At 59.6% G+C, this 26,677-nt stretch carries 24 protein-coding genes; 4 read left to right on the top strand and 20 right to left on the bottom strand.

What is annotated here, in order from left to right:
- Positions 1–5 precede the first annotated feature (5 nt).
- Complete coding sequence (locus tag HMPREF1257_RS02405; RefSeq protein ID WP_023022805.1) at positions 6–521, bottom strand: CinA family protein; 516 nt, start codon at positions 519–521, stop codon at positions 6–8.
- Positions 522–526: 5 nt separating this feature from the next.
- Positions 527–1,111: a CDP-diacylglycerol--glycerol-3-phosphate 3-phosphatidyltransferase gene (gene pgsA / locus HMPREF1257_RS02400; protein WP_023022807.1), complete on the bottom strand. Its 585-nt coding sequence runs from the start codon at positions 1,109–1,111 to the stop codon at positions 527–529.
- 59 nt (positions 1,112–1,170) lie between these two features.
- Between pgsA and HMPREF1257_RS02395 the strand changes: the two genes are divergently transcribed.
- Positions 1,171–1,461 (top strand): YciI family protein, encoded by a 291-nt coding sequence (locus HMPREF1257_RS02395; RefSeq protein ID WP_023022809.1) that lies wholly within the window; start codon positions 1,171–1,173, stop codon positions 1,459–1,461.
- Positions 1,462–1,465: 4 nt separating this feature from the next.
- On the opposite strand, the gene HMPREF1257_RS02390 is transcribed toward HMPREF1257_RS02395, so the two are convergent.
- From HMPREF1257_RS02390 to dapB, 7 genes are all read right to left on the bottom strand, one after another.
- A complete protein-coding gene (locus HMPREF1257_RS02390; protein WP_023027918.1) occupies positions 1,466–2,587 on the bottom strand; it encodes a TerC/Alx family metal homeostasis membrane protein in 1,122 nt (373 codons plus the stop codon).
- Between the two features lie 169 nt (positions 2,588–2,756).
- Positions 2,757–5,999 (bottom strand): DNA translocase FtsK 4TM domain-containing protein, encoded by a 3,243-nt coding sequence (locus tag HMPREF1257_RS02385; RefSeq protein WP_369707577.1) that lies wholly within the window; start codon positions 5,997–5,999, stop codon positions 2,757–2,759.
- A gap of 272 nt (positions 6,000–6,271) precedes the next feature.
- Entirely contained in the window at positions 6,272–6,910 is a 639-nt protein-coding gene (locus HMPREF1257_RS02380; protein WP_034659207.1) for a TIGR03085 family metal-binding protein, read from the bottom strand.
- Between the two features lie 81 nt (positions 6,911–6,991).
- Positions 6,992–9,136, bottom strand: coding sequence for a ribonuclease J (locus tag HMPREF1257_RS02375; RefSeq protein WP_023022816.1), 2,145 nt, complete (start codon positions 9,134–9,136; stop codon positions 6,992–6,994).
- 2 nt (positions 9,137–9,138) lie between these two features.
- A complete protein-coding gene (gene dapA / locus HMPREF1257_RS02370; RefSeq protein ID WP_034654087.1) occupies positions 9,139–10,047 on the bottom strand; it encodes a 4-hydroxy-tetrahydrodipicolinate synthase in 909 nt (302 codons plus the stop codon).
- A 54-nt stretch (positions 10,048–10,101) separates the two neighbouring features.
- Positions 10,102–10,848 carry an FAD-dependent thymidylate synthase gene (gene thyX / locus HMPREF1257_RS02365; RefSeq protein WP_023022818.1) on the bottom strand — a complete coding sequence of 249 codons (747 nt, stop codon included), beginning with the start codon at positions 10,846–10,848 and terminating at the stop codon, positions 10,102–10,104.
- Positions 10,849–10,852: 4 nt separating this feature from the next.
- Positions 10,853–11,599, bottom strand: coding sequence for a 4-hydroxy-tetrahydrodipicolinate reductase (gene dapB / locus HMPREF1257_RS02360; RefSeq protein ID WP_005283518.1), 747 nt, complete (start codon positions 11,597–11,599; stop codon positions 10,853–10,855).
- Between the two features lie 124 nt (positions 11,600–11,723).
- Between dapB and HMPREF1257_RS02355 the strand changes: the two genes are divergently transcribed.
- Both HMPREF1257_RS02355 and HMPREF1257_RS02350 read left to right on the top strand, forming a co-directional pair.
- Positions 11,724–12,113, top strand: coding sequence for a VOC family protein (locus tag HMPREF1257_RS02355; protein WP_005278808.1), 390 nt, complete (start codon positions 11,724–11,726; stop codon positions 12,111–12,113).
- A gap of 117 nt (positions 12,114–12,230) precedes the next feature.
- Positions 12,231–12,962, top strand: coding sequence for an AMIN domain-containing protein (locus HMPREF1257_RS02350; RefSeq protein WP_023022820.1), 732 nt, complete (start codon positions 12,231–12,233; stop codon positions 12,960–12,962).
- A gap of 86 nt (positions 12,963–13,048) precedes the next feature.
- Here HMPREF1257_RS02350 and HMPREF1257_RS02345 read toward each other — a convergent pair whose 3' ends face one another.
- The 4 genes from HMPREF1257_RS02345 to HMPREF1257_RS02330 form a co-directional block, all read right to left on the bottom strand.
- Positions 13,049–15,295 (bottom strand): polyribonucleotide nucleotidyltransferase, encoded by a 2,247-nt coding sequence (locus HMPREF1257_RS02345; protein WP_023022822.1) that lies wholly within the window; start codon positions 15,293–15,295, stop codon positions 13,049–13,051.
- Positions 15,296–15,508: 213 nt separating this feature from the next.
- Entirely contained in the window at positions 15,509–15,778 is a 270-nt protein-coding gene (rpsO, locus tag HMPREF1257_RS02340) for a 30S ribosomal protein S15 (RefSeq protein WP_005278802.1), read from the bottom strand.
- 149 nt (positions 15,779–15,927) lie between these two features.
- Complete coding sequence (locus HMPREF1257_RS02335; RefSeq protein ID WP_023022825.1) at positions 15,928–16,869, bottom strand: nucleoside hydrolase; 942 nt, start codon at positions 16,867–16,869, stop codon at positions 15,928–15,930.
- Positions 16,870–17,892: a bifunctional riboflavin kinase/FAD synthetase gene (locus tag HMPREF1257_RS02330; RefSeq protein WP_023022827.1), complete on the bottom strand. Its 1,023-nt coding sequence runs from the start codon at positions 17,890–17,892 to the stop codon at positions 16,870–16,872. It abuts the gene before it with no gap.
- A gap of 23 nt (positions 17,893–17,915) precedes the next feature.
- Here HMPREF1257_RS02330 and truB point away from each other — a divergent pair, with 23 nt between their 5' ends.
- The gene (gene truB, locus HMPREF1257_RS02325; RefSeq protein ID WP_023022829.1) at positions 17,916–18,809 is read left to right on the top strand and encodes a tRNA pseudouridine(55) synthase TruB; all 894 of its coding nucleotides are present in this window, start codon (positions 17,916–17,918) and stop codon (positions 18,807–18,809) included.
- A 47-nt stretch (positions 18,810–18,856) separates the two neighbouring features.
- Here truB and HMPREF1257_RS02320 read toward each other — a convergent pair whose 3' ends face one another.
- The 7 genes from HMPREF1257_RS02320 to HMPREF1257_RS11760 all read right to left on the bottom strand — a co-directional run bounded on the left by HMPREF1257_RS02320 (position 18,857) and on the right by HMPREF1257_RS11760 (position 26,667).
- Entirely contained in the window at positions 18,857–19,531 is a 675-nt protein-coding gene (locus HMPREF1257_RS02320) for a 4'-phosphopantetheinyl transferase (protein ID WP_005278783.1), read from the bottom strand.
- Complete coding sequence (locus HMPREF1257_RS02315) at positions 19,531–20,337, bottom strand: metallophosphoesterase (protein ID WP_005278781.1); 807 nt, start codon at positions 20,335–20,337, stop codon at positions 19,531–19,533. The genes HMPREF1257_RS02320 and HMPREF1257_RS02315 overlap by 1 nt, the downstream gene beginning before the upstream one ends.
- 76 nt (positions 20,338–20,413) lie before the next feature.
- Positions 20,414–21,724: an MATE family efflux transporter gene (locus tag HMPREF1257_RS02310; protein ID WP_023017326.1), complete on the bottom strand. Its 1,311-nt coding sequence runs from the start codon at positions 21,722–21,724 to the stop codon at positions 20,414–20,416.
- A complete protein-coding gene (locus HMPREF1257_RS02305) occupies positions 21,714–22,682 on the bottom strand; it encodes a bifunctional oligoribonuclease/PAP phosphatase NrnA (RefSeq protein ID WP_023022831.1) in 969 nt (322 codons plus the stop codon). The genes HMPREF1257_RS02310 and HMPREF1257_RS02305 overlap by 11 nt, the downstream gene beginning before the upstream one ends.
- On the bottom strand, positions 22,683–23,126 hold the full coding sequence (gene rbfA, locus HMPREF1257_RS02300) for a 30S ribosome-binding factor RbfA (protein WP_005278773.1): 444 nt from the start codon (positions 23,124–23,126) through the stop codon (positions 22,683–22,685).
- 221 nt (positions 23,127–23,347) lie between these two features.
- A complete protein-coding gene (infB, locus tag HMPREF1257_RS02295; protein WP_023022833.1) occupies positions 23,348–26,197 on the bottom strand; it encodes a translation initiation factor IF-2 in 2,850 nt (949 codons plus the stop codon).
- Between the two features lie 107 nt (positions 26,198–26,304).
- Positions 26,305–26,667, bottom strand: a complete 363-nt coding sequence (locus HMPREF1257_RS11760) for a YlxR family protein (protein WP_023022835.1) — start codon at positions 26,665–26,667, stop codon at positions 26,305–26,307.
- Positions 26,668–26,677: the final 10 nt, after the last annotated feature.

Here is a 26,677-nt window from a genome sequence, read left to right as displayed (position 1 = left end):
AAGTTTTAACGCTCCTTCGATGAAATTTGTTCCCCACTGGTAGGAAAATTTTTGATGATCGCACCAAGTTGGTCGATCGCAGCTCCTACCGTGGCCCTTCTAATTTCATTGCGTTCCGTGCCCAAGTCGTGCAAGCAATAAGACTGCGCTACGCGGTCAGCGGAATAGATTCCTAAAAATACCGTCCCGGGTTCTTTTCCTTCTTGTTTATCCGGTCCTGCAACACCTGTAAGCCCTATCCCCCAATCGGCCCCAGTTTTCACAGCAGCGGCGCGGGCCATATCGACTGCGGTTTCGCCAGATACGACGCCTACGCGCTCGATCTCTGCGACTGGTTTGTCTAGAAAGTAGGATTTTACCTCGGTGGCATAGGTGATAAGGCCGCCGCGCAATACGGCAGATGCTCCTGGTACCGAAGCCATGGTCGCGCTGGCTAAGCCGGCAGTCAGCGATTCACACAAAGCCACGGTCTCGTGGCGCTCTGTCAATAAGGCAACGAGGTCAGATTCTGTGAAGGTCATCGCGTTTAGCTATTTTGCTTTTGTCCATCGATGAGATACTGCACGCCGGTAACGACCGTAACCACGACGGCCATCCACATGATGAAGTCGGTAGGAATATCCATCCACGAAGGAAGCGGCCACAAGTATAGGCCCACGGCGAAGGACTGCAGGACGGTCTTTAGCTTACCGCCTTTAGAGGCTGGGACGACCTTTCCGCGACGCAGCAGGGCCATACGCCAGATGGTGATGCCGAATTCGCGGATCAGAATAATGACGGTGATCCAAACCGAAAGCTGATCGACAATATTGAGGCAGACAAGCGCTGTGGTCATGAGCGCTTTATCAGCAATGGGGTCGGCGATCTTGCCAAAATCAGTAATCAATCCGCGAGCGCGGGCAATATCGCCATCGAGCTTATCCGTGAGCATTAATGCGGCGAAGACGCCGAAAGACCACCACTGGTGGCCGCCGATGACCAGCCATGCAAAGACCGGAATGAAAACGATACGCAGGCAGGTAAGGATATTTGGCAGATTCCAATTAGAGACCTGCGGATTCACATCCGAGGACTGCGCTGACTGTGCTCCGGGTTGATTCACCCTATACATACTACCTGCTTGGGTTCTGGTCTCGCGGCACACTCCCCCGAGATTTTATACTGGCCGGTATGAAGTATTTTGCAGTGAGTTATGACTACAACCCGGCCAACCCCGAGATAGCGAAAGTGCGCCCCGCCCACCGCGAGTTCACCGGGAAGCTATTTGATGAGGGCACCATCGTGGCCTCCGGACCGTTAACGGATTCCCAGGGAGGCGCGCTCATCGTTGTGCGCTTTGACGGTGATGACACCCAGGTTGCCGATGTCATCCAGCTAATGAACGACGACCCCTTCTATCAACAAGGCTGCCTCCGGGGCCGAAGCTTCCGCGAGTGGAATCCGGTCAAGGCCCGCTTTTAGGTCCCTAGTTGGGTAGGTCTTCCTTGGACAGATCCTCGGCCCTGCCCAAGTAATCGCCGCGGGTATTGCGCACGATTTTATTTCCTTCCTCATCCCAGTCGTAGTGATTGTGGGATACGGCCACTACGCCTTGGGGCTTATCGCGCATGTTCTTAATAACCGATGCAAGAACCGTGATGACCAGGACTCCAACGATGACCACCAGCGAGCCGATGGTGGAGATTTCCGGCACGGATTCGATATTGTCGCCGCCATTGATAAACGGCAGGTTATTCTCGTGCAATGCGTGGAAAAGCAGCTTGACACCGATGAAGCCCAGGATGATGCCCAGGCCGTAGGGCAGGTAGACGAGGCGGTCCAAGAGGCCATCGATAAGAAAGTACATTTGGCGCAGGCCCATCAGTGCGAATGCGTTGGTGGTAAAGACCAAAAACGCCTCTGAGGTAATGCCGTAGATTGCTGGAATGGAATCGAAGGCAAACATGACATCGATAAGCCCAATGGACACCAGCGCCACAAATAGCGGCGTAAAGGCAAACTTGCCCTTCTTTGAGCCATCATCCATGCGATGGGTGAGCTTATCCCCGTGGTACTGCGGGGTAACGTCTACGGCCTTGCGTACGAGCTTGATGATGGCCATATCGTTCGGGTTGGTCTCCGGGGCGTCCCGAATCTCATCAATGACCAACTTGATGGCGGTATACAGCAAGAAGATGGCGAAGAGGTAGAAGATATCGGACCACGCCGCGATAACCGCCGCGCCCAGCAAGATGAATACCAAGCGAAAAACGAGGGCAATGATGATACCGATGAGCAGCACCTTCTGCTGATATTTGCGCGGGATTTTAAAGGAGCCCATGATAAGCGCGAATACGAAAAGGTTATCCACAGACAGCGCTTGCTCGGTGACATAGCCGGTAAAGAATTGGATGCCGTGCTCATGGCCCCACACGGCCCAAACGACGCCGCCAAAAACTACAGCGACAGCGATATAGAAAAGGGTCCACAGGCCCGACTCTTTCAAGGTGGGCTCATGTGGACTGCGCACGTGAGAATAAAAGTCGAATATAAAAAAGGCTAGAATCACCGCACCGGTGACCAGCCACACCCACAATGGAACGTTCATCGCGAGATCCCTCCGGTCGAATTTACTTTAAGAAAGTGACCGGAGGTCTCCCCCGCCCAGCGGCTATCCCTCGCTAGGCCGACACGACCGGGAGCGCCAGGCTACCGTGTTGACGATCTATGCCGAATGTGGGGTACTCCCCTCCAAGACCGTAACTATCTTACACTACTTAGAATGCTCCAGACGATGGGTTATAGGTTGCTTGCACCGTCCGCGTATCGGAATTGGGCGCATCGGGGGCATCGGAAGTAGCAGACTCTGCGGAATCGCCCGCATCACCGTCTGCTTCTTCTTGGTTCATCTCGTCCTGGATTTCTTTGGGGGCATCGGCAGGATCGGCGCCTTTAATCATCCACAGGATGGTATCGAGCTCTTCCGGTTTGACCAGCACCTCGCGGGCCTTGGAGCCTTCCGATGGCCCCACGACACCGCGCGATTCCATCAGATCCATCAGGCGGCCCGCCTTGGCAAAGCCGATGCGCAGCTTGCGCTGCAGCATTGAGGTGGAGCCCAACTGGGCGGTCACCACAAGTTCGACGGCCTCGAGGAGGTCATCCATGTCCTTGCCGATGTCATCGTCGATTTCCTTCTTCGCCTCGGACTGCTTTTCCTCGGTCACGCCCTCGGTGTAGTTCGGGGCAGCCTGGGACTTGGCGGCTTCGACGACATCCATGACCTCGTCATCGGAAACGAATGCACCCTGCATTCGCACTGGGCGCTTGCCCTGCGGAATGAATAGGCCATCGCCCATGCCGATGAGCTTTTCCGCACCGCCTTGGTCCAAGATGACGCGGGAGTCGGTCAAGGACGAGGTGGCAAACGCCAAGCGGGAAGGCACGTTGGTTTTGATCAGACCGGTGACCACATCGACGGACGGGCGCTGGGTAGCAAGCACCAAGTGGATGCCGGCAGCGCGGGCCTTCTGGGTGATGCGGACGATGGAGTCCTCGATTTCCTTCGGGGCGGTCATCATCAAATCCGCCAGCTCGTCTACGACGCAGACGATATAAGGATAAGGACGAACCTCGCGCTCGGAACCGGCCGGTGCCTGGTACTCGCCGGAGACTACCTTGCGGTTATAGTCCTCGATCTTGCGCACGCGCGCGGCCTTCATATCCATGTAGCGCTGCTCCATCTCTTCCACTAGCCACTGGAGGGCCGCAGCGGCCTTTTTCGGCTGAGTAATGATGGGCGTAATCAGGTGCGGGATGCCTTCATACGGCGTGAGCTCGACCATCTTTGGATCGACGAGGATCAGGCGCACCTGCTCCGGGGTGGCGCGGGTCAGCAGCGAAACCAGCATGGAGTTCACGAATGCAGACTTACCGGAACCGGTGGCACCGGCAACCAGCAAGTGCGGCATCTTCTGCACGGAAAAGGACGTGTATTCACCCTCGATGTCCTTGCCCAGGCCAATCAACATTGGATCCGGGGACGAAGTCATGCTAGGCGCGTCCAAGACCTCACGCAGGTGAACCATTTCGCGGTCCGGGTTAGGCACCTCAATGCCCACCGCGGACTTGCCTGGAATCGGCGTAAGCAAACGCAGGTTATCGGTCGCTACGGCATAGGCCAGGTTGGACTGCAGGTTCGTAATCTTTGAGACCTTCACGCCTGGTCCAAGTTCAATCTCATAGCGGGTTACCGTGGGGCCACGGCTAAAGCCCGTTACCTGAGCATTGACGTTGAACTCTTCGAAGACATCAGTAATGGCCTCAATGATGCGGTCATTGATCTCGGTGCGTTCCTTCGCAGGCGTGCCAGGGGTTAGGAGATCGGTAGAGGGCACCGCATAGTTGTCGTTGCCAAACTGCGCTGGGGCGGGCGCTTGGGGTTGCGCGGCAGGCTGCTCCGCCGCGGCGGATTCTACCTGTGCGCCGGTGGCGGCATCGCGACCAGAGCGCTCACGGAACAGGCGCCGAGCCTCCTCGTGCGCCGAAGACACGGCATCGGATCCGGCCTTGGCAGCACCTGCGGCTGCCGCGCCCGCGGCGGCTCCAGCAGCACCTGCGGCAGCGGCACCGGCTGCAGCGCCCTTGGCCTTGCCAGCGGCACCAGCAGCACCAACAGCGCCGGCCGCCCCGGATGCAGCAGCACCAGCGGCACCCGCGGCGCGACCAGCACGCGAAGCTACATTACCCGCGTTGCGACCGGCAGAAGCCCCGCCAGTGGCAGAACCCAAGACGCGGGTGGGCTCGCTTTCTGGCAGCGCCGATTGGGTGGATTCCCCGTCGTCTGCGTAATCAGCATCGTCTACTGCTGGGAAGGCATCGGTATCCCCCATGCGGGAGTCCGTGCCGTAGCCCAGTTCTTCGTCACTGCGGTCCACCGGCTCATAACCCGCACGGACCGGGGTGTTGAAGGCGACGGTGTGGTCGTCTGCGGGGGCATCGGCAAGCGGCTCCACCGGATAGGAGCTACCGGTCTTGCGCGGGGTGGACGGGCGGCGACGTTTCGGCGCAGGACGCTCGGATCGCTCGCGGCCGTGCGCAATATCGTCGATATCGCCAGATACGTGGCCGTAAAGATCGTCTTCGTCGGCATCGTCGTAGTCCGCCTCGCTGCCGCCAAAGCGGGACAAGGCCGAGCGCAGCGAATCCGCCACGAGCTCGTAGGCCTCGCGGATGGTGATTCCCGTAACCAGCAGCGCGCCGTAAATGATGACAAGGAAGAGCAGCGGCACCGCAACATACGAGGTAAACGCGGCATCCAGAATCCCGCCGATTGCAAAGCCGACGACACCGCCGGCCCCGCCCGCTGTATCGGTGGTAAAGCCGAGCGGCGGATTACCGGCAAAGATGTGGATGAGGCTCAGCATCGCCAGCACGATGATCGACGTGCCACCCGCAATGCGCGGATTGATGCGCCCGGATGGACCATCCATTTCCATCATGAGCGAAATGGCCAGCGCGACGAGTGCAATGGGAAGCACCCACGCGCCGGCGCCGATGACGTAGCGCACCAGGTTTCCTACCCAGACGCCCACCTGGCCGGCGACCCCAAACCATACGGTGGCGGCGAGGACGATGGCTACGCCGATGAGCACTAGGGCAACCGCATCCGGATTCTTGACTCGCAACCCGCCCTGCGAGGAAGCCGCTGCCTCCTCGGCAGCCTGTGCTTCCTCCTCTGCTGCGATATCGCGCGCGCGAGTTACCTTACTTTTCTTCTTTTTCCCGGCGCTATCAGAAATTTCCTGTGGCTCCCTTGTTCTCTCGAAATCCTCCGTGCCGTCAGCAGTTACATCCTGGCTCGGCTTCAGGCCTGCAAGGCCATTGCCTAGGCCGCGGGCAACATTGCCCATTCCGCGCGCGGTGGCACCAAATGCAGAGCCAAGCCCCTTGCCGACGGCCCGAAATGCGCTCCCCGTACGCTCTTGCGTCGTTCCTGCCGCGCGCCCAGACGAGGTCATCTCCAGCGTCTCTGGCACACCGGCGCTGGACTGGCTGCGGCCAGACGGCCGCGACCGGTTCGCTTTCCGGCCAGGCGCGCTTTTTGATGCTCGCGTCTGGTTCCGGCGCGATCCGCGAGAGGAGGCATTTTTGACAGACATGTCATTTACCTTAACCGGAAAACCCCACAAATCACATACGCCACACGCGTGGCAGAGCTAGTTAACCGAGAAATGTCCCGAGTTCGGGCTAAAAAGGTGCAGCACGGGCCACAAAAGCGGCTTTTTCTAGCCTACAGGGTTGACATCTTGATGGCTGACTCGTCGCCATTGATGGCGACCTGCACGACATCGCGCCCGTACGCCCACAGCAGGAGTTCGCCAACCTCTCCGCTTACGCGGACCACGCGATCGCCGCGATCGGCTACCCCGTGCTTGTCTGCCACGACGATGCGCTGCATCCCGTCCGGCTGCAGGATCACCGGCTGGGTGGATTTACGCAGGCTCAATTTGGCCCAGATCTTCAAAAAACGGTGCAGCTTCTTCTGCACGGCCACAGAAAAATCGCGGGGTTCGGTCTGGCCATTGGCGCGGCGGATATCCTCGTGGTGGATGAAATGTTCGCCCAAATTTTGCTGGGCATCGAGAAAACGTGCGGGGTTGAACTTTGCCGGTCCCCTCCCCCAGGCATCGACAAGCTCATCGAAATCGCGGCGGGCGACCTTAGCGGATTCCTTTTCTAGGTGGGGCTGCAGGACCGAAAGGAACATGCCCGCTGCGGCATCGGGACGGTTTTCGCGCACCCACAGGTGGGCAACTAAGTCGCGCGTGGTCCAGCCCTCACACAGCGTGGGGGCGTCTGGACCTAGCTGATGCAGAAGCGCGACCATCTTGGCGCGTTCGGAAGATGAAAACGACATGTGCCCCAGCATACCGAGGTCATCGAAATACTGGGGCACAGAAACTATGCCGGAATTAAATCCTTTTGTAATTAAATCCTTTTGTAGGAGAACCTACAGGGACTCGCGGCTGGCGTCGACATCGGCGTCATCGGCAAGCAGCGTGCCTGAATTCGTCGGCACGATGGTGGGCAAAATGACCGGCTCGCGCTTGTACTTGGAATCCATGAGCTTGGAGACCTTGCGGCGCAGCTTTTGCACCATCCGGTAGGTGTCATTCTCGCCCTCTGCGGCGAGATCATTCATGGTGTTTTCCACCATCTCCGCAACCTCGGGCACAACACCCCGGTCATCATCGGAGAAACCGGTGGTTGCCACGGTTGGGTGCTCGAGCAGGCGGGAGGTGCGGTTATCAATCACGCAGGTAATGGATACCACGCCGCCGGCGCCCAAGTTGGTGCGGTCTGCCAAGGTATCGGCATCGACATCGCCCATGGACACGCCATCGACGTAGAGGTGGCCAACCTGCAGCTGGCCGACGACCTCCGCGCGGCCCTTGCGCAGATCCACCACGACGCCGTTTTGTGCCAAGACCGTCCGGTCGCGGGCCACGCCGGTGGAAATCGCCAATTCCTTATTGGCGCGCAGGTGGCGCCACTCACCGTGGACGGGCATGGCATTGCGCGGGCGCGCCGCATTGTACAGGAAGAGCAGCTCGCCGGAGTAGCCGTGGCCAGATGCGTGGACCTTGACGTCCTGGTTGGTGATGACGTTGGCACCAATCTGGGACAGCATATTGATAACGCCGAAGACGGCCTCTTCGTTGCCCGGGATGAGCGAGGAAGAGAAGATGATGGTATCGCCATCGCGCACCGTGATCTGGCGGTGCTCGCGGCGGGCCATGCGGGACAGCGCGGCCATCGGCTCACCCTGCGTACCGGTGGTGATGAGCATCGTCTTGTGCGGGGCCATCTTCGCGGCCTCATCGATGGGGATGATGGTGCCGCGCGGGACCTTCAAAAAGCCCATCTTTTCCGCGATCTCCATATTGCGCATCATCGAACGGCCATTGAAGGCCACCTTGCGGCCATTGGCCACGGCAGCATCGATGGCAGCCTGCACGCGGTAGACGTTCGAGGCGAAGGAGGCCAAGATGACGCGCTGCTTCGCATTAGCCACCAAGCGCTTGAAGTTGGCTGGGATATCGCCCTCGGAGGCGGATACGCCCGGCACGGTGGCGTTGGTGGAATCGCACAGCATGAGGTCAACGCCCTCGTCGCCGTAACGAGACAGCGCCGGAAGGTCGGTCGGACGGTTATCCAACGGGGTTTGGTCCAGCTTGATATCACCGGTGTGGATGATATTCCCGGCCGGGGTGCCTAGCATGATGCCGAGCGCATCCGGCACGGAGTGGTTAACCGCCCAGAAGCGAACGCGGAAGCAGCCGTAGGTCACGTCAGACTTTTCGTTGACCTCAACGAACTTCGGCTTCTGGCGGTGTTCCTTACACTTGGCCGCAATGAGCGCGATGGTGAAACGGGAGGCCACGATGGGGATATCCGGGCGCAGCTTCAGCAGCCACGGGATGGCACCGATGTGGTCTTCGTGGGCGTGGGTGACCACGAGGGCCTTGACCTTGTCGATCTTTTTTTCAATCGGCCCGAAGTCCGGCAGGATGAGGTCCACGCCAGGCTCGCCAGACGATGGGAAGAGCACGCCGCAGTCAATGATGAGCAGCTCATCGCCGTACTCAAAGACGGTCATGTTGCGGCCGATTTCGGAGATACCGCCCAAGGCGTAGATGCGCAGGGTATCCTTCGCCTGCTTTGGCGGTTCCGGCAGGCGCTTGGTCAAATCAGCACCCTGCATGGACTTCGGCACGTTGCGGCGGCCGCGGTTATTGTTATTGCGGCCACGGCCCTTGCCATTGCCGTTCTTTCCGTTGCCACCGTTGTTGTTCTTGTTATTGCCGCCGTGGTTATTGCCACCTTGGCCATTGCCATTATTGCCGTTTCCGCCACGACCACGGCCGCGGCCGCCACGGGAACGCGAGCGGCGGCCGTTGTTATCGCCGTCGTTCTTGTTATCGGCAGAGTTATTCTTGCCAGAGTTGCCCTGTTCCTCATTTCCGGCAGTGCCGGCGTTATTGGCAGGGGCCTGAAATACGGGCGAAGCCGCCTCATTGGAGGCGGTCTCAGTTTCCGAAGGTGGACCCGCCTTGCGGGTGACCTTACGGGAACGGTTACGGGGTTCAGTCATTCTTAAAGGACTCCAGATTGTTCCAAATCACGGCGAAGTACCTCGCGTTCCTCCTCGCTCGCGGCGGTAACAGGAAGGCGGGGATCGCCAACTTCAAAGCCCTGCAGGCGCAGAGCTTCCTTTGCAAATGTCGCTCCGCCCAACCGCGCCTGAGCGCGGGTCAGTGGAAGAAGCGTTGAGTAATTTATTTCTTGCGCGCGGGCCAAATCGCCCGCATCGAAAGCTTCATAGAGTTCTACCAAGGCACGCGGTGCAGCGTGGCCGATGACGGAGATGAAACCCGAAGCGCCGAGGGATAGCCACGGCAGGTTAATCGGATCGTCACCGGAGTACCACGCCAAGTCGGTTTCTTGGATGAGTTCTGCGGCCGCGGAAAGATCGCCCTTGGCGTCTTTCACGGCTTGGATAGTCGGCAATTCCGCAAGGCGGCGGAGCGTATCCGACGCCACTGGGATGCCCGAGCGGCCAGGGATGTCATAGACGCAAATCGGCAGATCCGTAGAATCAGCAACTGCGGCAAAATGCTCATAGACGCCCTTTTGGGAGGGCTTGGAGTAATACGGAGTCACCACGAGCAGGCTATCGGCTCCTGCGGCGGCGGAAGCTTGGGCAACCTCGATCGAGGTTGCGGTGTTATTCGTTCCGGCGCCCGCACAGATCCGGACGCGGTCTCCCACTTCCTCTTTTACGGCCTTGAGCAGCTCCAACTTTTCGTCCAAGGACGTGGTAGGAGACTCGCCCGTCGTTCCACCCAAGATGAGTGAATCCACGCCGTTGTCTACGAGATGAGCTGCCAGGCGGCGACCCGCTTCTACATCCAGCGCACCGTCACGATCAAACGGAGTGACCATGGCGACGCCAATGCGACCGAAGGTGTCAACGCCAGTCTTTGCTGTCATACCTGTGCTCATAGCCGTCAAGGTTACCCGCTAGGGCACCTTTTGGCCGCATCGGGGTGGCGCGTGTTAAGCGTAAGGGCTTGCGGCCATCTGCGTTCCATCGGCCAACGTGGTGATATGGAAGTCATCGAAAAGCGCTGGTGCTTGGTCTTGCAAATGCTTCAAGCACTCTACCGCCACTTCGCGCAATTCCGTATCAGCGTGCTCGGCCGCCCGCGCCCCAATGAAGTGGCGCCACGCGCGGTAATTGCCGGTAACGACGAGCCTCGTTTCCGTCGCATTGGGCAAAACCGCGCGCGCCGCCTGCCGCGCCTGCTTCTTTCGCAGCAGCGCATTCGGCTCATCCAGCTTTTCTTCCAAGGCCTCGAGCAGCTCATCGTAGACAAAACGGGTGTCATCCACGGCCTGCATGACCAACCGGCGCAATTGTTCATCTTCTTCCACCAGCTTGGGCAGCGCTACGTGCATCTCATTGGGATGCACAAAGCGCTGGGATAGCTGCGAAAAGGAAAAGTGCCGGTGGCGCACCAATTCATGGCTGGCTGAGCGCGAGAGCCCCGTAATGTACATCGTGGCCGTAGCGTGTTCCAGAAGCGCCGTATGGCCTACCTCCATGATGTGGTGCAGGTAGGCGGAGTTCGTCGCGGTCCGCGGGTTGGGTTTGTCAAAAGACTCATAACACGCCCGTCCCGCGAATTCGACGAGGGCCTCGCCATCGGTCGCCGTCTCATCGGCACGCCACTGCGTTCCCTGCGGCGGGTGAAACTCGGTGGCGGCAATGAGCTGGATTTTTAGCTCACTCGCAGTGGCCATACCGTTACAGCCCCAGGTACTTGTCTAGCCCGACGACCAATCCCGGGTGCTGCGCAATCTCGCGCACGCCGACCAAAACGCCAGGAGTAAAGGAGGAACGGTCGTAGGAATCCTGGCGGATGGTCAGGGATTGCCCCTGCGCACCGAAAATAACCTCTTCGTGGGCCACCATGCCGCGGGTACGCACGGCATGTACTGGGATTCCGTCTACATTCGCACCACGCGCGCCCTCGAGGGACTTTTCCGTCGCATCCGGCATCTCGCCCAATTCGGCATCGCGGCGCGCCTGAGCAATGGCCTCTGCGGTGTGGATGGCGGTACCGGAAGGCGCATCCAGCTTAGTGGGGTGGTGAAACTCCACGACCTCTGCGGTCTCGAAGAACTTCGCTGCCTGCTTGGCAAGCACCATGGTCATCACGGCAGAGATGGCGAAATTCGGTGCGATCAGCACGTTTCCAGCACCCTCTTGGCGGGTCCACTGCTCCACCTGGTCCAAGCGCTCTTTATCAAAGCCAGTGGTGCCCACCACGCAGTGAATGCCGTTCGCGATGCAAAACTCCAGGTTCCCCATCACTGAATCAGGCTGGGTGAAATCTACGATGACCTCTGCGTGATTATCAACCAATTGCTGCAGGTCATCCCCGCGGCTAATTTCCGCTACGAGCTCTAAGTCATCTTCGGCATTAACGCCTTCAACAATCGCCTTGCCGACGCGCCCTTGCGCTCCCAAGACTCCTACTTTGATCGCCATTGCGGGTCTCACTTTCTTAACGACTTTGAGTAAATCCTTTGTTTCTTTCCCATCCTATCGCGCTCGCCCATCCGGGGCGGGCGGGCGTCCGAACGGCAAAAATACCACTGCTAAACTGGGCGTCATGCAGATTTATATTGCGTCCGTTCCAGTAGATGACGTTGCTCGCGCCCACGATTTTTATGTCGATGTCCTAGGTTTCCGGGTAAAAGATGACGTCACACACGGCGATTTCCGGTGGCTTACGGTCACCAACGCGGACGGCGATGGCAGCGTTGAACTGCTCCTTGAGCCCAAGGGCCACCCTGCCGCTAAGACGTACACCGAGGCGCTGAAGGCGGATAATATCCCGGTCACCCAATTCTTATCGCAGGATGTGGAAAAAGAATACGCTGAGCTAAAGGACAAGGGCGTGGACTTTACCATGGAGCCCACCGACGTTGGCCCCTCCATTATCGCAGTCTTTGACGATACCGTGGGTAACCTCATCCAGCTCGTCCAATTGAAGCGTTAGGCCACACCTTCGCTAGTTTCCCTTGTACAACAATTGCATCACTTCCCCAGTTGGGCCACTTGTGTACCGGTAGAATTGAAAGAGACAACAAGGTAGACAACCTAGGAAGTGGTCACAATGTCTCGATCTACTCTCACCCGCGTTATCGCTGCTGGCGCCGGCATGAGCTGCATGCTCTCGCTGGCTGCTTGCGCTAACCCCAGCGATGACGAGGCCGCCGATGCCTCATTCGCTACGCAGCAGGAATCCACCAGCTCCACGGCGGAATCGACCACGTCTGCGGCAGAGAAATCGGAGCCTTCTACCACAACCACTGCCGATGACCCAACCAAAACGGTAGAAGACACCGCCCCGTTAAGCCACCATCAGCAACACGCGCAGGGCAATGATCCAAAACCTGCTTTTGGCGGCATGGGCACGCCCTCCCTCGAGGATCAGCGCCACCTTCCTCCTGGCCTGGGTGGCCTCGTTCCCACTGGGATTCGGGTAGCCGCGCATGATTCTTTTACCCGCGTGGTGATTGACCTCGAAGGTGACGGCGAAGCCGGGTGGTTTACCACTTATACTGATCAGCCCGCCCACCAGGCCTCGGGACTTCCGGTCGAGGTCAAAGGCGCTACATTCCTCAATCTTGGTATCGAGGGCACCCCGTGGCCATCAACACCAGAGTTAGAGCAAAGGTTCATGGATTCTGGCATCACCCCAGGTGCCGGTGTTGTGCAAGAGATCAACTACACCACCACCTTCGAGGCGCAAACGCAGTTGGTCATCGGGCTAAAGAAGCAAACGCCTTATTCCGTGACCTTCTTGCAGAACCCCAAACGCCTCGTGCTTGATTTCCAAAACTAAGTGATCACGGCGCAGGCATAGAAAATGGCCCTGTTTCCCACCATATCCGGGAAACAGGGCCACTGCTCTAAAGAGCGTCTGAGGGATTAGTCCTCTACTGGCACCAAGGAGATCTTGCCGCGGTTATCAATATCCGCGATTTCTACCTGTACCTTATCGCCAACGTTTACGACATCTTCGACCTTCTCGATGCGCTCGTCCCCACCCAGGTTGGAGATGTGGATCAATCCATCGCGGCCTGGGGTCAAGGATACGAAAGCGCCGAATGGAACGGTCTTGACTACCGTGCCGAGGAAACGCTCGCCCACTTTGGGCAACTGCGGGTTGGCAATGGAGTTAACCTTTTCGATCGCAGCGTCTGCGGCCTCGCCGGTAACTGCAGAGATGTAGACCGTGCCGTCGTCCTCAATCGAGACATCAGCACCGGTATCTTCGGTGATCTGGTTGATGGTCTTGCCCTTAGGGCCGATGAGCTCACCGATCTTGTTGACCGGAATTTTCACCGAGGTGATCTTCGGGGCTAGGCCAGACATCTCATCTGGGGAATCGATGACCTCAGCCATGGTTTCCAGAATGGTTGCGCGGGCATCGCGGGCCTGTTCGAGCGCCTGGGCCAAGACCTTAGAAGGAATGCCGTCCAGCTTCGTGTCCAGCTGCAACGCAGTGATGAATTCGGAGGTACCTGCAACCTTGAAGTCCATGTCGCCGAAGGCATCTTCGGCGCCGAGGATATCGGTCAGTGCCACGAACTTTTCCTTGCCCTTGACCTCACCGGAGACCAAGCCCATGGCGATGCCGGCTACCGGCGCCTTGAGCGGAACACCCGCGTTGTAGAGGGACAGGGTGGATGCGCAGACTGAACCCATGGAGGTGGAACCATTGGAGCCGAGTGCCTCAGAGACCTGGCGGATGGCATACGGGAAATCCTCGCGCGACGGGATGACCGGAAGCAGGGCGCGCTCGGCGAGCGCACCGTGGCCGATTTCGCGGCGCTTGGGTGAGCCCACGCGGCCGGTCTCACCGGTAGAAAATGGCGGGAAGTTGTAGTGGTGCATGTAACGCTTGGACTCGATAGGAGTAAGCGAGTCGATCTGCTGCTCCATCTTCAACATATCCAGGGTGGTGACACCGAGGATCTGCGTCTCACCGCGCTCGAACAAGGAAGAACCGTGCGCGCGTGGTACCAAGTCAACTTCAACGGACAGGTCGCGGATATCGGTTAGCCCGCGGCCATCGATGCGGAAGCCATCGGTCAAGATCTTGCGGCGCACGATCTTCTTCATGACCTCGTTATAAGCAGCGCGAATCTGCTTGGAGGCCACTGCCTCTTCCAGGTCAGCAAACTGCGGCAGCAGGTCTTGTTCGACCTGCTCCATGTGTTCGTTCGTGGCCTCGTCGCGCTCCTGCTTGCCCGGGATCGTCAGCAAGCTCTCCAGCTTCTTGGAAGCGGCCTTTTCCACGGCGGCGAAGACATCGTCTTCATACGCTGGGAAGAGCGGGAACTCCTGGGTCTCCTTGGCGGTGCGCTCTGCCAGGCCGTTCTGGGCCTCACACAGGGTCTTGATGAACGGCTTGGCTGCCTCGAGGCCCTCGGCGACGGCGGCTTCTTGCGGTGCCGGGGCGCCATCGGCAATGCGCTCAGCAACGTTGGTGCCGGCGCCAGCTTCCACCATCATGATGGCGACGTCTTCTTTACGGCCCTTAGTAACGATGCGGCCTGCGACCACCATTTCAAAGAGCGCGCGCTCGTGCTGCTCGTGGTTCGGGAACGCCACCCACTGGCCTTCTGGGTGCTTGTCATCAGCGATGAGCGCCATGCGCACGCCGCCGACGGCGCCGGAGACCGGCAGGCCGGAAAGCTGGGTTGCTGCGGACGCGCCGTTGATGGCTACGACGTCGTAGTACTCTTCTGGGTCCTGCGACAGGACGGTGATGACCACCTGCACTTCGTTGCGCAGGTCCTTGACAAAGGTGGGGCGCAGCGGGCGGTCGATGAGGCGGCAGGCCAAGATGGCCTCGGTGGAGGGACGCCCCTCGCGGCGGAAGAAGGAGCCGGGGATCTTGCCGGCTGCGTACATGCGCTCTTCCACGTCCACGGTAAGTGGGAAGAAGTCAAAGTTCTCGCGCGGCTGGTTCGAGGCAGTCGTGGTGGCCAGCAGCATCGTGTCATCATCGAGGTACGTAGTTACGGAACCATCTGCTTGGCGGGCCAACTGGCCGGTTTCGAAACGTACCGTGCGGGTGCCAAAGTCCCCGTTGTCGAGGACGGCGATAGCTTCGGTAATACCGAATTCGTCATCGATATTGAACTCTACGGAGTTCTGAACGCTCATCTAGTAATTCTCCTTGAATGTTTTAGGCGATCGTCGGTGCCGCCTTTTCCACATTGTTTTTGACAACGGTGAAAATTCTAACAGAGATTCCGCACTTTTGAGCTACGGCAATTACAAACGCCCCTGCTCCCTACAAGGATTAAGAGGGTATAAAACCACTAATTCCCCTTGCCGCAGGGCAAGGGGAAAAATTCGGCCGCAGCCGCGTCGCAATTAGCGGCGCAGGCCCAGGCGGGAAATCAGATCACGGTAACGATCCACGTTGTTTTCTGCCAAGTACTTCAGCAGGCCACGACGACGACCAACCATCAGCAGCAGACCACGACGGGAGTGGTGATCGTGCTTGTGGAACTTCAGGTGCTCCGTCAAAGTGTTGATGCGGGAGGTCAGCAGGGCAACCTGTGCCTCGGGGGAACCGGTGTCGGTCTCGTGCAGGCCGTACTCCTTGAGGATTTCGGCCTTCTTCTCAGTGGTCAATGCCATGAGTATTTCTCCTTTATTTCAGTCCACACTATTCTTCAACGCGCAGCGCCGCCGTGGCGAGCTCCGCGTGCCGCAACTGTCGTGAACCACAGTCGCTAAGCCAACTGGTCATCTTACAGCCAATTAGCGTGGCAAATCAAAACGCTGCACTACTTGGCGCCCACCGTGCGGAAAAGTTCTTCGAGGCGGTCTACAAATTCACTGACAAACCGCTCGTTGTCCACGCCCACGGCGACCTTCGCGGTCGGTTCCTGGCTCAGCCTAGTTTCGTCCGCGATGGTGCGCCCGCGGGTGGGGCCTTCGGTATCGGTTTTCATATTGGTCTCAATGACCTCCACCAACGACGGATCGGCGGCTACCGCCACGGCCAGCGGATCGTGCAGGCCGCAGCCGCCCAAGTGAGGCGCCGTGGTGGCATAAGCGCGGATATAGTAATCCACCATATCGGCGAAAGCCTCGCCCGCGGCCGTTCCTGTTGCCCGCCACCGCGCGGTTTCCTTTTCCGTCAAGAGGGTGCGCAGGGTGACATCAAGGCCCACCATGGTGACATCGCTGCTGTGGCGGAAGAGGTAATCCGTAGCATCCGGGTCCTGGGAAATATTGGCCTCAGCCCACGCGGATACGTTGCCGGGAACGGTCAGCGCCCCGCCCATCATGACGATGTGGGCGTTGGTGGCAAAGGTGGCATCGGCAAGCATGGCCTGGGCGATGGTCGTCGACGGACCGGTGGGGATAATGACCAGGTCATCGCCGTAATCGCGCACGGCCTGCAAGAAGAACTCCGTGGCCGACTGGGCGTCCTCGGTCTTATCGGACGAGGTAAGCGCGACCTCGCCCACGCCATTCTGGCCGTGAATGAACGAGGAAATCTCGCTGGGCTGGAAACCGTCCGGGCTGGGGCCGGCAAAGACCGGGATATCGGGCCTATCTAGCAATTCCAGCAGGGCCAGGGTATTGCGCACCGCCAGCGGAACGGTGACATTGCCATAGGTGCACGTCACTCCGATGAGCTCAAGATCGGGGTGGGCCAAGGCATAGGCCAGGGCCAGGGCATCATCAATGCCGGTATCAAGATCGAGGATCGCCTTCATTTACTTCTCCTTTAAGAAATAGTCTTCGCTATTGCAGCCTTGCGCGCAGGCATCGGCAGCCAGCACCGTGCGGGCGGCAGCGACGTCTTGGGCCATGGCTTCCAAAAGCTCATCGACGGAATGGAACTTCACCATATCGCGCAGGTGGCCCACGAATTTCACGGTTGCCTCATAGCCATAAAGATCGGCATCGCGGTCCAAGACGAAAGACTCCACGGAGCGCTCTTCATCACCAAAGGTGGGATTCGTGCCCACGGAAATCGCAGCGGCATAGGCCACTTCGGGCTGCATGTCCCCGTCGAGGGGCGATTCGGAATGGACAATGAACCATCCCGCATACACCCCATCCGCGGGAATGGCTACGGTATCTGGGAAATACTGGTTGGCCGTGGGAAAGCCCAGCTCCTTGCCGCCGCGCCCCGCGCCGCGCACCACGGGACCGGTCACCGTAAAGTGCCGGCCAAGCGCCCAATTCGCCGATTCTATTGCGCCCCGGGACAGGCTCTGGCGAATATAGGTGGAACAAATCTGAACGCCGTCTTCATCCAGCAGCGGGATGATATCGACGCTGAATCCAAACTCCTCGCCCAGCTGCCGCATGGCTTCCGCGGTGCCGCTGGCACCAGCGCCGAAGGTAAAGTTCTCCCCCACCACCACGTGCTGCGCATGGAGTTTTCCCACCAAGAGGTCGCGCACATAGGGCCGCGGTTCCACGCCCTCAAGCTCCTTGGTGAAGTCAATGACAAGCACCATCTCGATGCCCATTTCTTCCGCGAGCTCCAGCCTGCGCTCGAAGCTCACCACGGACACCGGGGCGCGCTCCGGCAAGAAAACCGAGACCGGGTGCGGGTCAAAGGTCACCATGACGGGGACCTGATTATTCGCCCGCGCATGCTCCACGCAGGCAGAAACGAGCTGTTGGTGGCCGCGGTGCAAGCCATCGAAGACGCCAATGGTTACCGAGGTCGGCCCCACATCCGCGGGGATGTCATCGATTCCGTAACAAATATCCACGAAATCCATCGTAGAGCATAGACTTGTACCCTATGACTGATGCGCTCGCACATTCCGGACTTGTCATCGTTGATAAGCCTGCCGGCATGACCTCTCACGATGTTGTTAACCGCCTACGCAGGTATTTTCACACTAAAAAGGTCGGCCATGCCGGCACCCTGGATCCCATGGCGACAGGGGTGCTGGTCCTCGGCATCGAACGCGGCACCAAATTCCTCGCGCACATGGTCGCCTCCACCAAGTCTTATTCAGCTACCATCCGCCTCGGCGCTTCTACCACCACCGATGATGCCGAGGGCGAATTTCGCTGGGGCAAGCCTGCGGCCGCACTGCACCGTTCCGCCATCGAGGCCGAAGTTGCCGCATTGACCGGCGAGATTATGCAAAAGCCCGCCGCGGTGTCCGCCATCAAGATCAAAGGCAAAAGGGCGCATGAATTGGTGCGGGAGGGCAAAGAGGTAGATATCCCGACCCGCCCGGTCACCGTCCACAGCTTTGATATTCATGACCTGCGCGCCGAGGGCGATTTTATTGACCTCGATGTATCCGTGGAGTGTTCCTCCGGCACCTATATCCGCTCCTTGGCGCGCGATATGGGCGAGGCCCTGGGCGTCGGCGGGCATTTAACCGCCCTGCGCCGCACTACGGTGGGGCCCTTTGCGCTTGCCGATGCCCACATGCTCGACGATCTTGCCGAAAACCCCAGCCTATCCTTGAGCCTCGATGAGGCGCTCAAGCGCAGTTTCCCCGTCCTGCCCGTCACCGAGGACGAGGCCGCCGCTTTAGCGATGGGCAAATGGTTAGAGCCGCGCGGGCTGTCCGGGGTTCATGCGGCGGTAGCCCCCAATGGCCAGGCCATCGCGCTCATTAAGGAGAAGGGCAAAAGGCTGGCCACGGTCTTTGTGGCGCGGCCGTCCACCCTCTAAGTCGGTGGCTGAGGGCATTGCTCGAGGAGATCTGAGCGGGTTTCTGTTCAGGCTGAAAAATCAAGGGCCGGAACCAGCGTAGAAACCACGACATAACCGCCCTCTAGAATCCACTTCCCGGTGATAAACGGCACTGGCGTGGGGCGGGCTAGGATATAGGAAATGAAGGTGCCATCCTCGCGGATATCGATCTCTGCTTGATCGAAATCGAGCCACCGATGTGTCATGGGAAACCACGCCTTATAGGTCGCCTCCTTGGCGCAAAACAGCAGGCGGTCTGGGCAGTGCACCCCCGCCTTTTCTAGGCGCGGCAGCTGCGGCATTTCCCCGGCCCGAGCGATCATGGTCAAGACGTGATCGGGCAGGCGCTGCGCCGGCTCCGCATCAAGGCCAATGGAGCGAAAATCCGTGGTGGAGGCCACCACCGCTGCGCGCAGGCCCTCCGTATGCGTCATAGATCCAATGAATCCTTCGGGCCACAGCGGCATGCCCCGCTCCCCGCGCAGGATCGGGTTCGAGCCTGTAAAGCCCAGCTCGCGCAGGGCCTGGTGCGCACACCAGCGGGCATCGCCAAATTCGGATTTCCGGATATCAACCGCGTGCGAGACTATGGACTGTTCTTTAGGGTCAAGATGCTCATAGTTGAGCAGGTCGGACTCGCGGGCATCCGTACGCACATAGCAATAACGGGTAGTTTCTGGGAATAGGTCGGGATAAAGCATTAATTCACCTCCCCAAAGGTTGAGGTAACTGGGTATGGCCAGGCAATACGGTGCGGCTGGTTACGCCATTCGCGCGGGTAACCTAGGGAGACTTCGATATGGTCTACCCCATCCACATTCATCTTTGAGGGCATGTGCAGGTGGCCGTAAATGACTGCCTCTGCCTTGTATCGTCGCGGCCACGAACGCGTATGGCGCGAGCCGCTCCACAGGGCGATTTCCGGGAAGCGCAGCACCATCGTGGGCTCTTGCACCAATGGCCAGTGGTTGATCAAGATGGTTGGGCCCTGCACTCGGGATAAACGCTTAATGGAATACGCCAAGCGGTCCCAACACCACGCGCGCACGTCTACAAAAGGGGCGATAGCTACCTCATCGGTCATGACAAGCTTTTTGGCGCGCGCCTGCTGCACCGCTTCTTCCACCGAGGTCCCCGGTGGGCGGAAGCTGTAGTCATACAGGGTAAAAAGTGGCACGATCGTTATTCCGTTAAAGACCGGGTAAGGGTCCTCCGGGGTGATAACGCCGATCTCCCGGCAGGCGGCAACCAGGTGATCGTATTTTTCGCGCCCCTTGTACTGGTCTTGGGAACGGGAAAATAACTCGTGATTGCCCGGCGCCCAAATAACGGTGTCATAGCGCGCGGCCAAGTCCCGCAAGATGCGCACGATAAGCTCGCTGCGCTCTGCAACATCGCCTGCCACAATGAGCCAATCTGCGGGATCTGGTGGGGCTAGCTCTGCAATGCGCGCAAAGTTGTCACTGATCGCGCCGTGCAGGTCTGCTACTGCCCATAACGTTGGCATTGCCGCTCCCACCCGCCTTCCTCATTCATCTTCTAAAGTGCTGTTATTACTCGCTACAGCCACTGTAGCGCAGGTACTACTCTGCTATTACAGCCCATTTCATAGAATAGAAGCGGTAGACCACGCCAATCAGGCGGAAGGAAATGAACGCGGCCAAGCCGCACCACACACCGGTAAGGCCCGTGCCCATGGCATGAGCGAGGAGCACGCCGGGCAAAAATCCCAGAAGAACCGAGGCGATAGTCAGGCTGCGCAGGAATGCCGCGTCCCCTGCTCCCAGCAAAACACCGTCGAGGGCAAAGACCACGCCGCCGGCGATGACCATGCCAACGAGGATCCACCACGGTTGGCTCATGGCATCAATGACCTCCTGCGAGGAGGTAAACACGCGCGGGATGACCCCGGCCCCGGCGGCGAAAACCAAGGCGAGGAAGGCGGAAAAGATGGTGGAATACATCACTACCTTGCTTCCCACGCTGCGCGCGTGGCGCGCCGAACCAGCGCCCAAAGCTGCGCCGGTCAAGGCTTGGGCGGCAATAGCCAGGGAGTCCAAAATCAGCGACATGAAATTCCACAGCTGCATCATGATTTGGTGGCCACCCAAGGCCGCAGTGCCCACGCGGGACACCACGGCCGTGGCGGTAAGAAAGGCCACCTGGAAGCTGGCGGAGCGCAAGATCAGATCGCGGCCCAAGATGAGCTGTTCGCGCACGATGTGCCAACGAAATGCCCACGAGCCTTCGTGCTGTTTATACAGCTCGCGCACGAAGAGGCTCGCGATAATGCTCATTCCCATTACGGTGGCGATGGCAGAACCGGCAAGGCCCCACCAGTACACGAATGCGGGTACAGCAATGGCGCCGGGAATCATTCCGGCGAGGGTGAAATAGAGCGGCTTCTTGGTATTTTGTACGCCGCGCATCCAGCCATTTCCGGCCATTTCCACCAGTGTTACGGGAATGGCCAGCGCGGCAATCCGCAGCCACAGCGCGGTGCCGGCCGCCGTAGTGGGATCTCCGGTAAGCCACTGGGCAAATACGCCGCCGAAGATCCACATAATAATGGCCAAAAGCCCGCCGACGCCTAAAGCCACATAGGTAGCTTGCACGCCTTCCGCTACAGCCTCGGCGCGCTTTCCAGCGCCAAACAGGCGGGACGAGCGGGCCGTAGTGCCGTAGGACAAGAAGGTCAGCTGCGTGGTCACCACGGTATGGATCGTGGTTGCCGCGGCGAGCGAAGCCAGTTCCTGGGCACCCAAGCGCCCCACCACTGCGGTATCGAGCAGGAGGTAGAGCGGCATCGCGGCCAGGACGCCAAGCGCAGGAAACGCGAGGCCAAAGACCTCGCGTGCGCTTACTGTCGTGGGGGTTGACTGCCTAGTGCTCATCGATGGCACTCACCAGCTCCGCAACGATGGCTTCTTCGCTTCCCTGTGTCATGTACCCGGCAGCCGGAACATGCCCGCCGCCGCCAAAAGTAGCCGCTAGGGCTGCGCAGTTGATCGCCGTCGAACGCAGCGATACCGCCCAAATCCCGGGCGACTGCTCCTTAAAGACCACGCCCAACTGCGTGCCCTCAAGGGCGCGCACGAAATCCACCAGGGATTCCACTGCCGAGTCCGAATGACCTTCGATATCGGCCAGGCCCGCGATCAGGATACCTATGCCCAGCTCACCGGCATGTTCAATGCGCAGTCCCGCGAGCACGCGGCCGACCATCTGCAGATCATCAGGGGTCGTGGCATCGAGTAAATCCGTGGCGATCTGCTTGGTGTCCAGGCCATAGTGCATCAAACGGGTGGCCACATCGTGTATGGCGGGCCTGCCCCACCGGAAACTACCCGTATCGGTCAAAAGGCCGGCGTACAGGCAATGCGCGATGGTGTTTTCTATCTGCACCGACAGCATGTCCAGGATGGTCAAGATGGCCACCGTGGTGGACTCGCACTCTGAATCAACCAAGTTCACGGAGCCAAACCCAGGATTGGATGAGTGGTGATCGATGCACAACACGCGCCCTGCCGCCGCCAGCTCGGCGATGTCTGCGGAAAATAGGCCGGTGCGGTCGATCGACCCGCAATCCACGGTGACATAAACGTCATAGCCCTGCGGTAGCTCTCGGGTAACCTTGACCTGATCCGCTCCTGGAATGGAGTAAAGGTTAGGCGCAAAGTCCTTATCCTGGCCGATGACCGCGCAGGCATCCTTCCCGCTTTGTTGCATGGCTAAGAGCAGTGCCGTGGCCGAACCAATGGCATCGGCATCCGGGCGCAAGTGGGTGATAATACAGATGCTTTGCGCGCCGGAGATGGCATCGACTGCGTCCTGATATTCCTTGCGGGTCACTTAAGCCTCGTCTTCATCGGAGGTCTTATATGGGTTGGCCTCACCCGCGGGCTGGGCATTTTCCTTCAGCTTCGCTAGCTCTTCATCGCGGGCCCGAGCGCGCGCCAAAAGCTCTTCCATGTGCGCGGAGGCCTCTGGGACGGTATCGAGCTCAAACGTCAGGGTTGGGGTAAAGCGCACGGAGAGCTGATCGCCAACGATCTTGCGCAACTGCCCCTTCGCGCGCTTGAGTGCTTCCTCAGCCTGGTCATAATCGGGTTCTGCCTCGATATCGTGGCCGCGCACCGTGTAAAAGACGGTAGCGTCGTGCAAATCACCGGTGACGCGGGCATCGGTCACGGTGACCATCTCCAGGCGGCGATCCTTAATCTGCAGCTCAATCGCGCTAGCCACGATTTCCTGAATTCGTTTTGCTAGCCGCGCCGCACGTGCGTGATCGACCATGAGAACCTCCAAGCTACAGGGGAAAAATTTATTCCTAAATTACCGTGTCGCGGTATCAGAAACTACCAGTTTAGTAACTCACCGCACCCAATGGAAACCGCTTGAAAATCCCGCACGCGAAAACACGAAACGGCCCGCGATACCTGCCGCACCTAATGGCCAAACTCCGTGGAGAAAGGCCCTCAAGGTGGGCACGCACAGCGGGCCGAAACTAGCAGCGACTAGTCGCGCGGTACCTCGACTTCTTCATAAGCCTGGATGATATCGCCTATCTGGATATCCGGGTAGGACAGCACCATACCGCACTCATAGCCGGCCTTGATCTCGGTCGCGTCGTCCTTCTCGTGACGCAGGGACTCAATCTTGGCATCGGTAGTAATGACGTTGTTATCGCGAAGCAAGCGAACCTTGCCGTTGCGGACAACCTTGCCATCGGTGACCATACAGCCTGCGATGGTACCCACCGAGGAGGACTTGAACAGGGCGCGGATTTCGGCCGCACCGGTGTCGCGTTCCTCGTAAATCGGCTTGAGCATACCCTTGAGAGCGGCCTCGACTTCCTCGATGGCCTTGTAGATAACCGTGTAGTAACGGATATCCACGCCCTCTTGGGTGGCGATCTCCGTAGCCTTGCCTTCCGCGCGAACGTTGAAGGCAATGATGACGGCATCGGAAGCGGCGGCCAAGGAAATATTGGTCTCCGTTACGGCACCAACACCGCGGTCGATGATGTTGAGCTCGACTTCGTCCTCGGTCTTGATATCCAGCAGGGCATCTTCCAGCGCCTCGACGGAGCCGGCGTTGTCGCCCTTGAGGATGAGGTTGAGGGTCGAAGTCTCCTGCAATACCTTGTCCAGATCCTCCAGGGATACGCGCTTGCGCTGCTTTGCCTGCAAAGCAGAACGCTTACGAGCATCGCGCTGGTTGGCAATCTGGCGGGCCACGCGGTCATCATCGACCACGAGCAGGTTATCGCCAGCACCTGGGACGCCGGACAGGCCTTGTACCTGTACCGGGCGGGAAGGACCGGCTTCCTTAACGTCCTCGCCAAACTCATCGAGCATGCGGCGCACGCGACCATGCGCATCGCCTACCACGATGGAATCGCCGACGTGCAGCGTACCGCGCTGGACGATGACCGTAGCCACCGGGCCGCGACCGCGGTCCAAGTGGGCCTCGATGGCCACGCCCTGGGCATCCATCTCTGGGTTAGCCGTGAGCTCGAGGGCGGCATCGGCAGTCAGGATGACAGACTCCAGCAGCTGGTCGATGTTCTGGCCCTGCTTAGCAGAGATATCCACGAACATCGTGTCGCCGCCGTACTCTTCAGGCACCAAGCCATACTCCGTGAGCTGGCCACGGATCTTTTCCGGCTGGGCCTCCGGCTTATCCACCTTGTTCACGGCCACGACAACCGGGATATCGGCAGCCTTGGCGTGGTTGATGGCCTCAACCGTCTGTGGCATGACGCCGTCATCGGCGGCGACAACCAAGATGGCCAAGTCGGTGGACTTCGCACCGCGGGCACGCATGGCGGTAAAGGCCTCGTGACCAGGGGTATCCAGGAAGGTAATGGTGCGCTCGCCATCCACGTCAACCGTGGTCTGGTAAGCACCGATTCCCTGGGTAATACCGCCGGCCTCGCCGGCTGCCTCATTGGTCTTACGGATGGTATCCAACAGGCGGGTCTTACCGTGGTCAACGTGGCCCATGACGGAGACGACTGGAGGGCGGTGTTCGAGGGCCTCTTCGCCACCTTCGTCCTCACCGAATTGCAGGTCGAAGGACTCGAGCAGCTCGCGATCCTCGTCTTCTGGGGAGACGACTTCTACCTTGTAGTTGATCTCGTCACCGAGCAGCTGCAGCGTATCTTCCGATACGGATGCGGTTGCGGTGACCATTTCACCAAGGTTGAACAGTGCCTGCACCAATGCTGCTGGATCGGCACCGATCTTCTCCGCGAAGTCAGACAGCGAAGCGCCGCGGCGCAGACGGACGGTCTGTCCCTTGCCATCTGGCAAGCGGACGCCGCCTACAACGTGCTTCTGCTGCTCTTCAAACTCATGGCGCTTTTGCCGCTTCGACTTCTTGCCCTTGCGTGGTGCGCCACCTGGACGGCCGAATGCACCAGCGGTACCGCCACGACGCCCACCGCGTCCACCGCGGAAACCGCCGGGACGACCGCCGCCTGGGCCACCTGGACCACCAGGTCCGCCGCGGCCGCCGCGACCGCGGCCGCCGCGTCCGCCACCGCTCGGTGCCTTGGACGGCATCGAGGCAGGGTTCGGATGCGAAGGCATCATGGCTGGCGACGGACGACGTCCACCGCCGCCACCCTGGCCTTGGTTCTGATCCTGGCCCTGACGGTTAGCGCCGCCCTCATTGCGGCCGCCGCGCTTTCCACCGCGGTTATCGCCGGGACGGTTGCCGCCGCGCTGGCCCTTGGAGCCACCCGGGCGTGGGCCTGGGCGGTTGTCGCCGCCACCCGTGGAAAATGGGTTATTGGCCACACGGCGGGATCCGCCGGGCTTAGGCATCGGACGCGGCATGGCGTTGCCTGGGTTCGGACGCTCGCCCGACTTCTTGGCATCGCCTTGGCCTGCGTTCTGACCTGGCTTCGGTGCACCCTGGCCAGGCTTCGGTGCCGGCTTTCCAGCGGCAGCGCCCGGCTTTGGTGCTGCCTGGCCAGGCTTGGGGGCAGCCTTAGCGGCCCCTGCGCCTGGCTTCGGTGCAGCGTCGGATGGCTTCGGTGCGCCGGGCTTAGGCGCAGCGGATTTGGATTTCGCCCCACCCTGTGCGCCAGCGCCTGGCTTTGGCGCAGGCGATGCCTGCTTCTTGGCGCTGCCTTGTCCGGGCTTAGCGGGCTTGGCAGTCTTCTCAGCCTTAGCTTCGGTGGCATCGCCACCGGACTGTGCTTCATAGTGAGCACGCATCTTTTTGACCACCGGTGGTTCGATGGTCGAGGATGCGGTCTTCACGAACTCACCTTGTTCCTTCAGGGTGGCGAGCAGTTCCTTGCTGGTTACTCCGAGCTGTTTTGCCAACTCGTGAACACGTAGCTTTCCGGGCACTTGTCTCCTCTTGGTATCGCCTAGGAGCCAAGGCCGCGAAAAACTGGCCTGACTCCTAGTTAAACGTTCTGGACTTTCATCGCTGATGCTTCATCGTTGTGCGCTCATCAGTGTTCGGTCTTCCTTTTTAACTCTGGTGTGTACGAATCTTGTGCAGCTTGTTCCGCACACGGTACTTTTTCGCCCTGTACATTTTCGCACTGTGCTTCCAAGTACCTACGTACCTGACCTGTGTCCACGGATGCGGACGTGCGGAGCGCGCGCTTAAAAGCATGTTTGCGCTCAGCTAGCTCGAGTGCAGAAAGCGTGGGGCTAATCCATGCGCCACGGCCTGGAAGCCGCCGGAATGGATCCGCCACCGCACGGCTGCCTTGAGGGTCATTGGCATCAATGACCACTCGCAGCAGCTCCGTATCGGGCATGCGGCGACGCGTAGCGATGCAAGTACGAAGCCGTTGAGTCTGCGACATCGAACTCCTT

This window comes from Corynebacterium sp. KPL1814 (genome assembly GCF_000478175.1).
Lineage (GTDB): Bacteria > Actinomycetota > Actinomycetes > Mycobacteriales > Mycobacteriaceae > Corynebacterium.
The sequence above is the reverse complement of the archived record's forward strand: the minus strand, read 5'-3'. Positions and strand labels throughout refer to the sequence as shown.

Bases quoted from the DNA above. Each gene is read 5' to 3' on its own strand.
- HMPREF1257_RS02405 (WP_023022805.1), bottom strand. From the start codon at position 521: ATGACCTTCACAGAATCTGACCTCGTTGCCTTATTGACAGAGCGCCAC.
- pgsA (WP_023022807.1), bottom strand. From the start codon at position 1,111: ATGTATAGGGTGAATCAACCCGGAGCACAGTCAGCGCAGTCCTCGGAT.
- HMPREF1257_RS02395 (WP_023022809.1), top strand. From the start codon at position 1,171: ATGAAGTATTTTGCAGTGAGTTATGACTACAACCCGGCCAACCCCGAG.
- HMPREF1257_RS02390 (WP_023027918.1), bottom strand. From the start codon at position 2,587: ATGAACGTTCCATTGTGGGTGTGGCTGGTCACCGGTGCGGTGATTCTA.
- HMPREF1257_RS02385 (WP_369707577.1), bottom strand. From the start codon at position 5,999: ATGACCTCGTCTGGGCGCGCGGCAGGAACGACGCAAGAGCGTACGGGG.
- HMPREF1257_RS02380 (WP_034659207.1), bottom strand. From the start codon at position 6,910: ATGCTGGGGCACATGTCGTTTTCATCTTCCGAACGCGCCAAGATGGTC.
- HMPREF1257_RS02375 (WP_023022816.1), bottom strand. From the start codon at position 9,136: ATGACTGAACCCCGTAACCGTTCCCGTAAGGTCACCCGCAAGGCGGGT.
- dapA (WP_034654087.1), bottom strand. From the start codon at position 10,047: ATGAGCACAGGTATGACAGCAAAGACTGGCGTTGACACCTTCGGTCGC.
- thyX (WP_023022818.1), bottom strand. From the start codon at position 10,848: ATGGCCACTGCGAGTGAGCTAAAAATCCAGCTCATTGCCGCCACCGAG.
- dapB (WP_005283518.1), bottom strand. From the start codon at position 11,599: ATGGCGATCAAAGTAGGAGTCTTGGGAGCGCAAGGGCGCGTCGGCAAG.
- HMPREF1257_RS02355 (WP_005278808.1), top strand. From the start codon at position 11,724: ATGCAGATTTATATTGCGTCCGTTCCAGTAGATGACGTTGCTCGCGCC.
- HMPREF1257_RS02350 (WP_023022820.1), top strand. From the start codon at position 12,231: ATGTCTCGATCTACTCTCACCCGCGTTATCGCTGCTGGCGCCGGCATG.
- HMPREF1257_RS02345 (WP_023022822.1), bottom strand. From the start codon at position 15,295: ATGAGCGTTCAGAACTCCGTAGAGTTCAATATCGATGACGAATTCGGT.
- rpsO (WP_005278802.1), bottom strand. From the start codon at position 15,778: ATGGCATTGACCACTGAGAAGAAGGCCGAAATCCTCAAGGAGTACGGC.
- HMPREF1257_RS02335 (WP_023022825.1), bottom strand. From the start codon at position 16,869: ATGAAGGCGATCCTCGATCTTGATACCGGCATTGATGATGCCCTGGCC.
- HMPREF1257_RS02330 (WP_023022827.1), bottom strand. From the start codon at position 17,892: ATGGATTTCGTGGATATTTGTTACGGAATCGATGACATCCCCGCGGAT.
- truB (WP_023022829.1), top strand. From the start codon at position 17,916: ATGACTGATGCGCTCGCACATTCCGGACTTGTCATCGTTGATAAGCCT.
- HMPREF1257_RS02320 (WP_005278783.1), bottom strand. From the start codon at position 19,531: ATGCTTTATCCCGACCTATTCCCAGAAACTACCCGTTATTGCTATGTG.
- HMPREF1257_RS02315 (WP_005278781.1), bottom strand. From the start codon at position 20,337: ATGCCAACGTTATGGGCAGTAGCAGACCTGCACGGCGCGATCAGTGAC.
- HMPREF1257_RS02310 (WP_023017326.1), bottom strand. From the start codon at position 21,724: ATGAGCACTAGGCAGTCAACCCCCACGACAGTAAGCGCACGCGAGGTC.
- rbfA (WP_005278773.1), bottom strand. From the start codon at position 23,126: ATGGTCGATCACGCACGTGCGGCGCGGCTAGCAAAACGAATTCAGGAA.
- HMPREF1257_RS11760 (WP_023022835.1), bottom strand. From the start codon at position 26,667: ATGTCGCAGACTCAACGGCTTCGTACTTGCATCGCTACGCGTCGCCGC.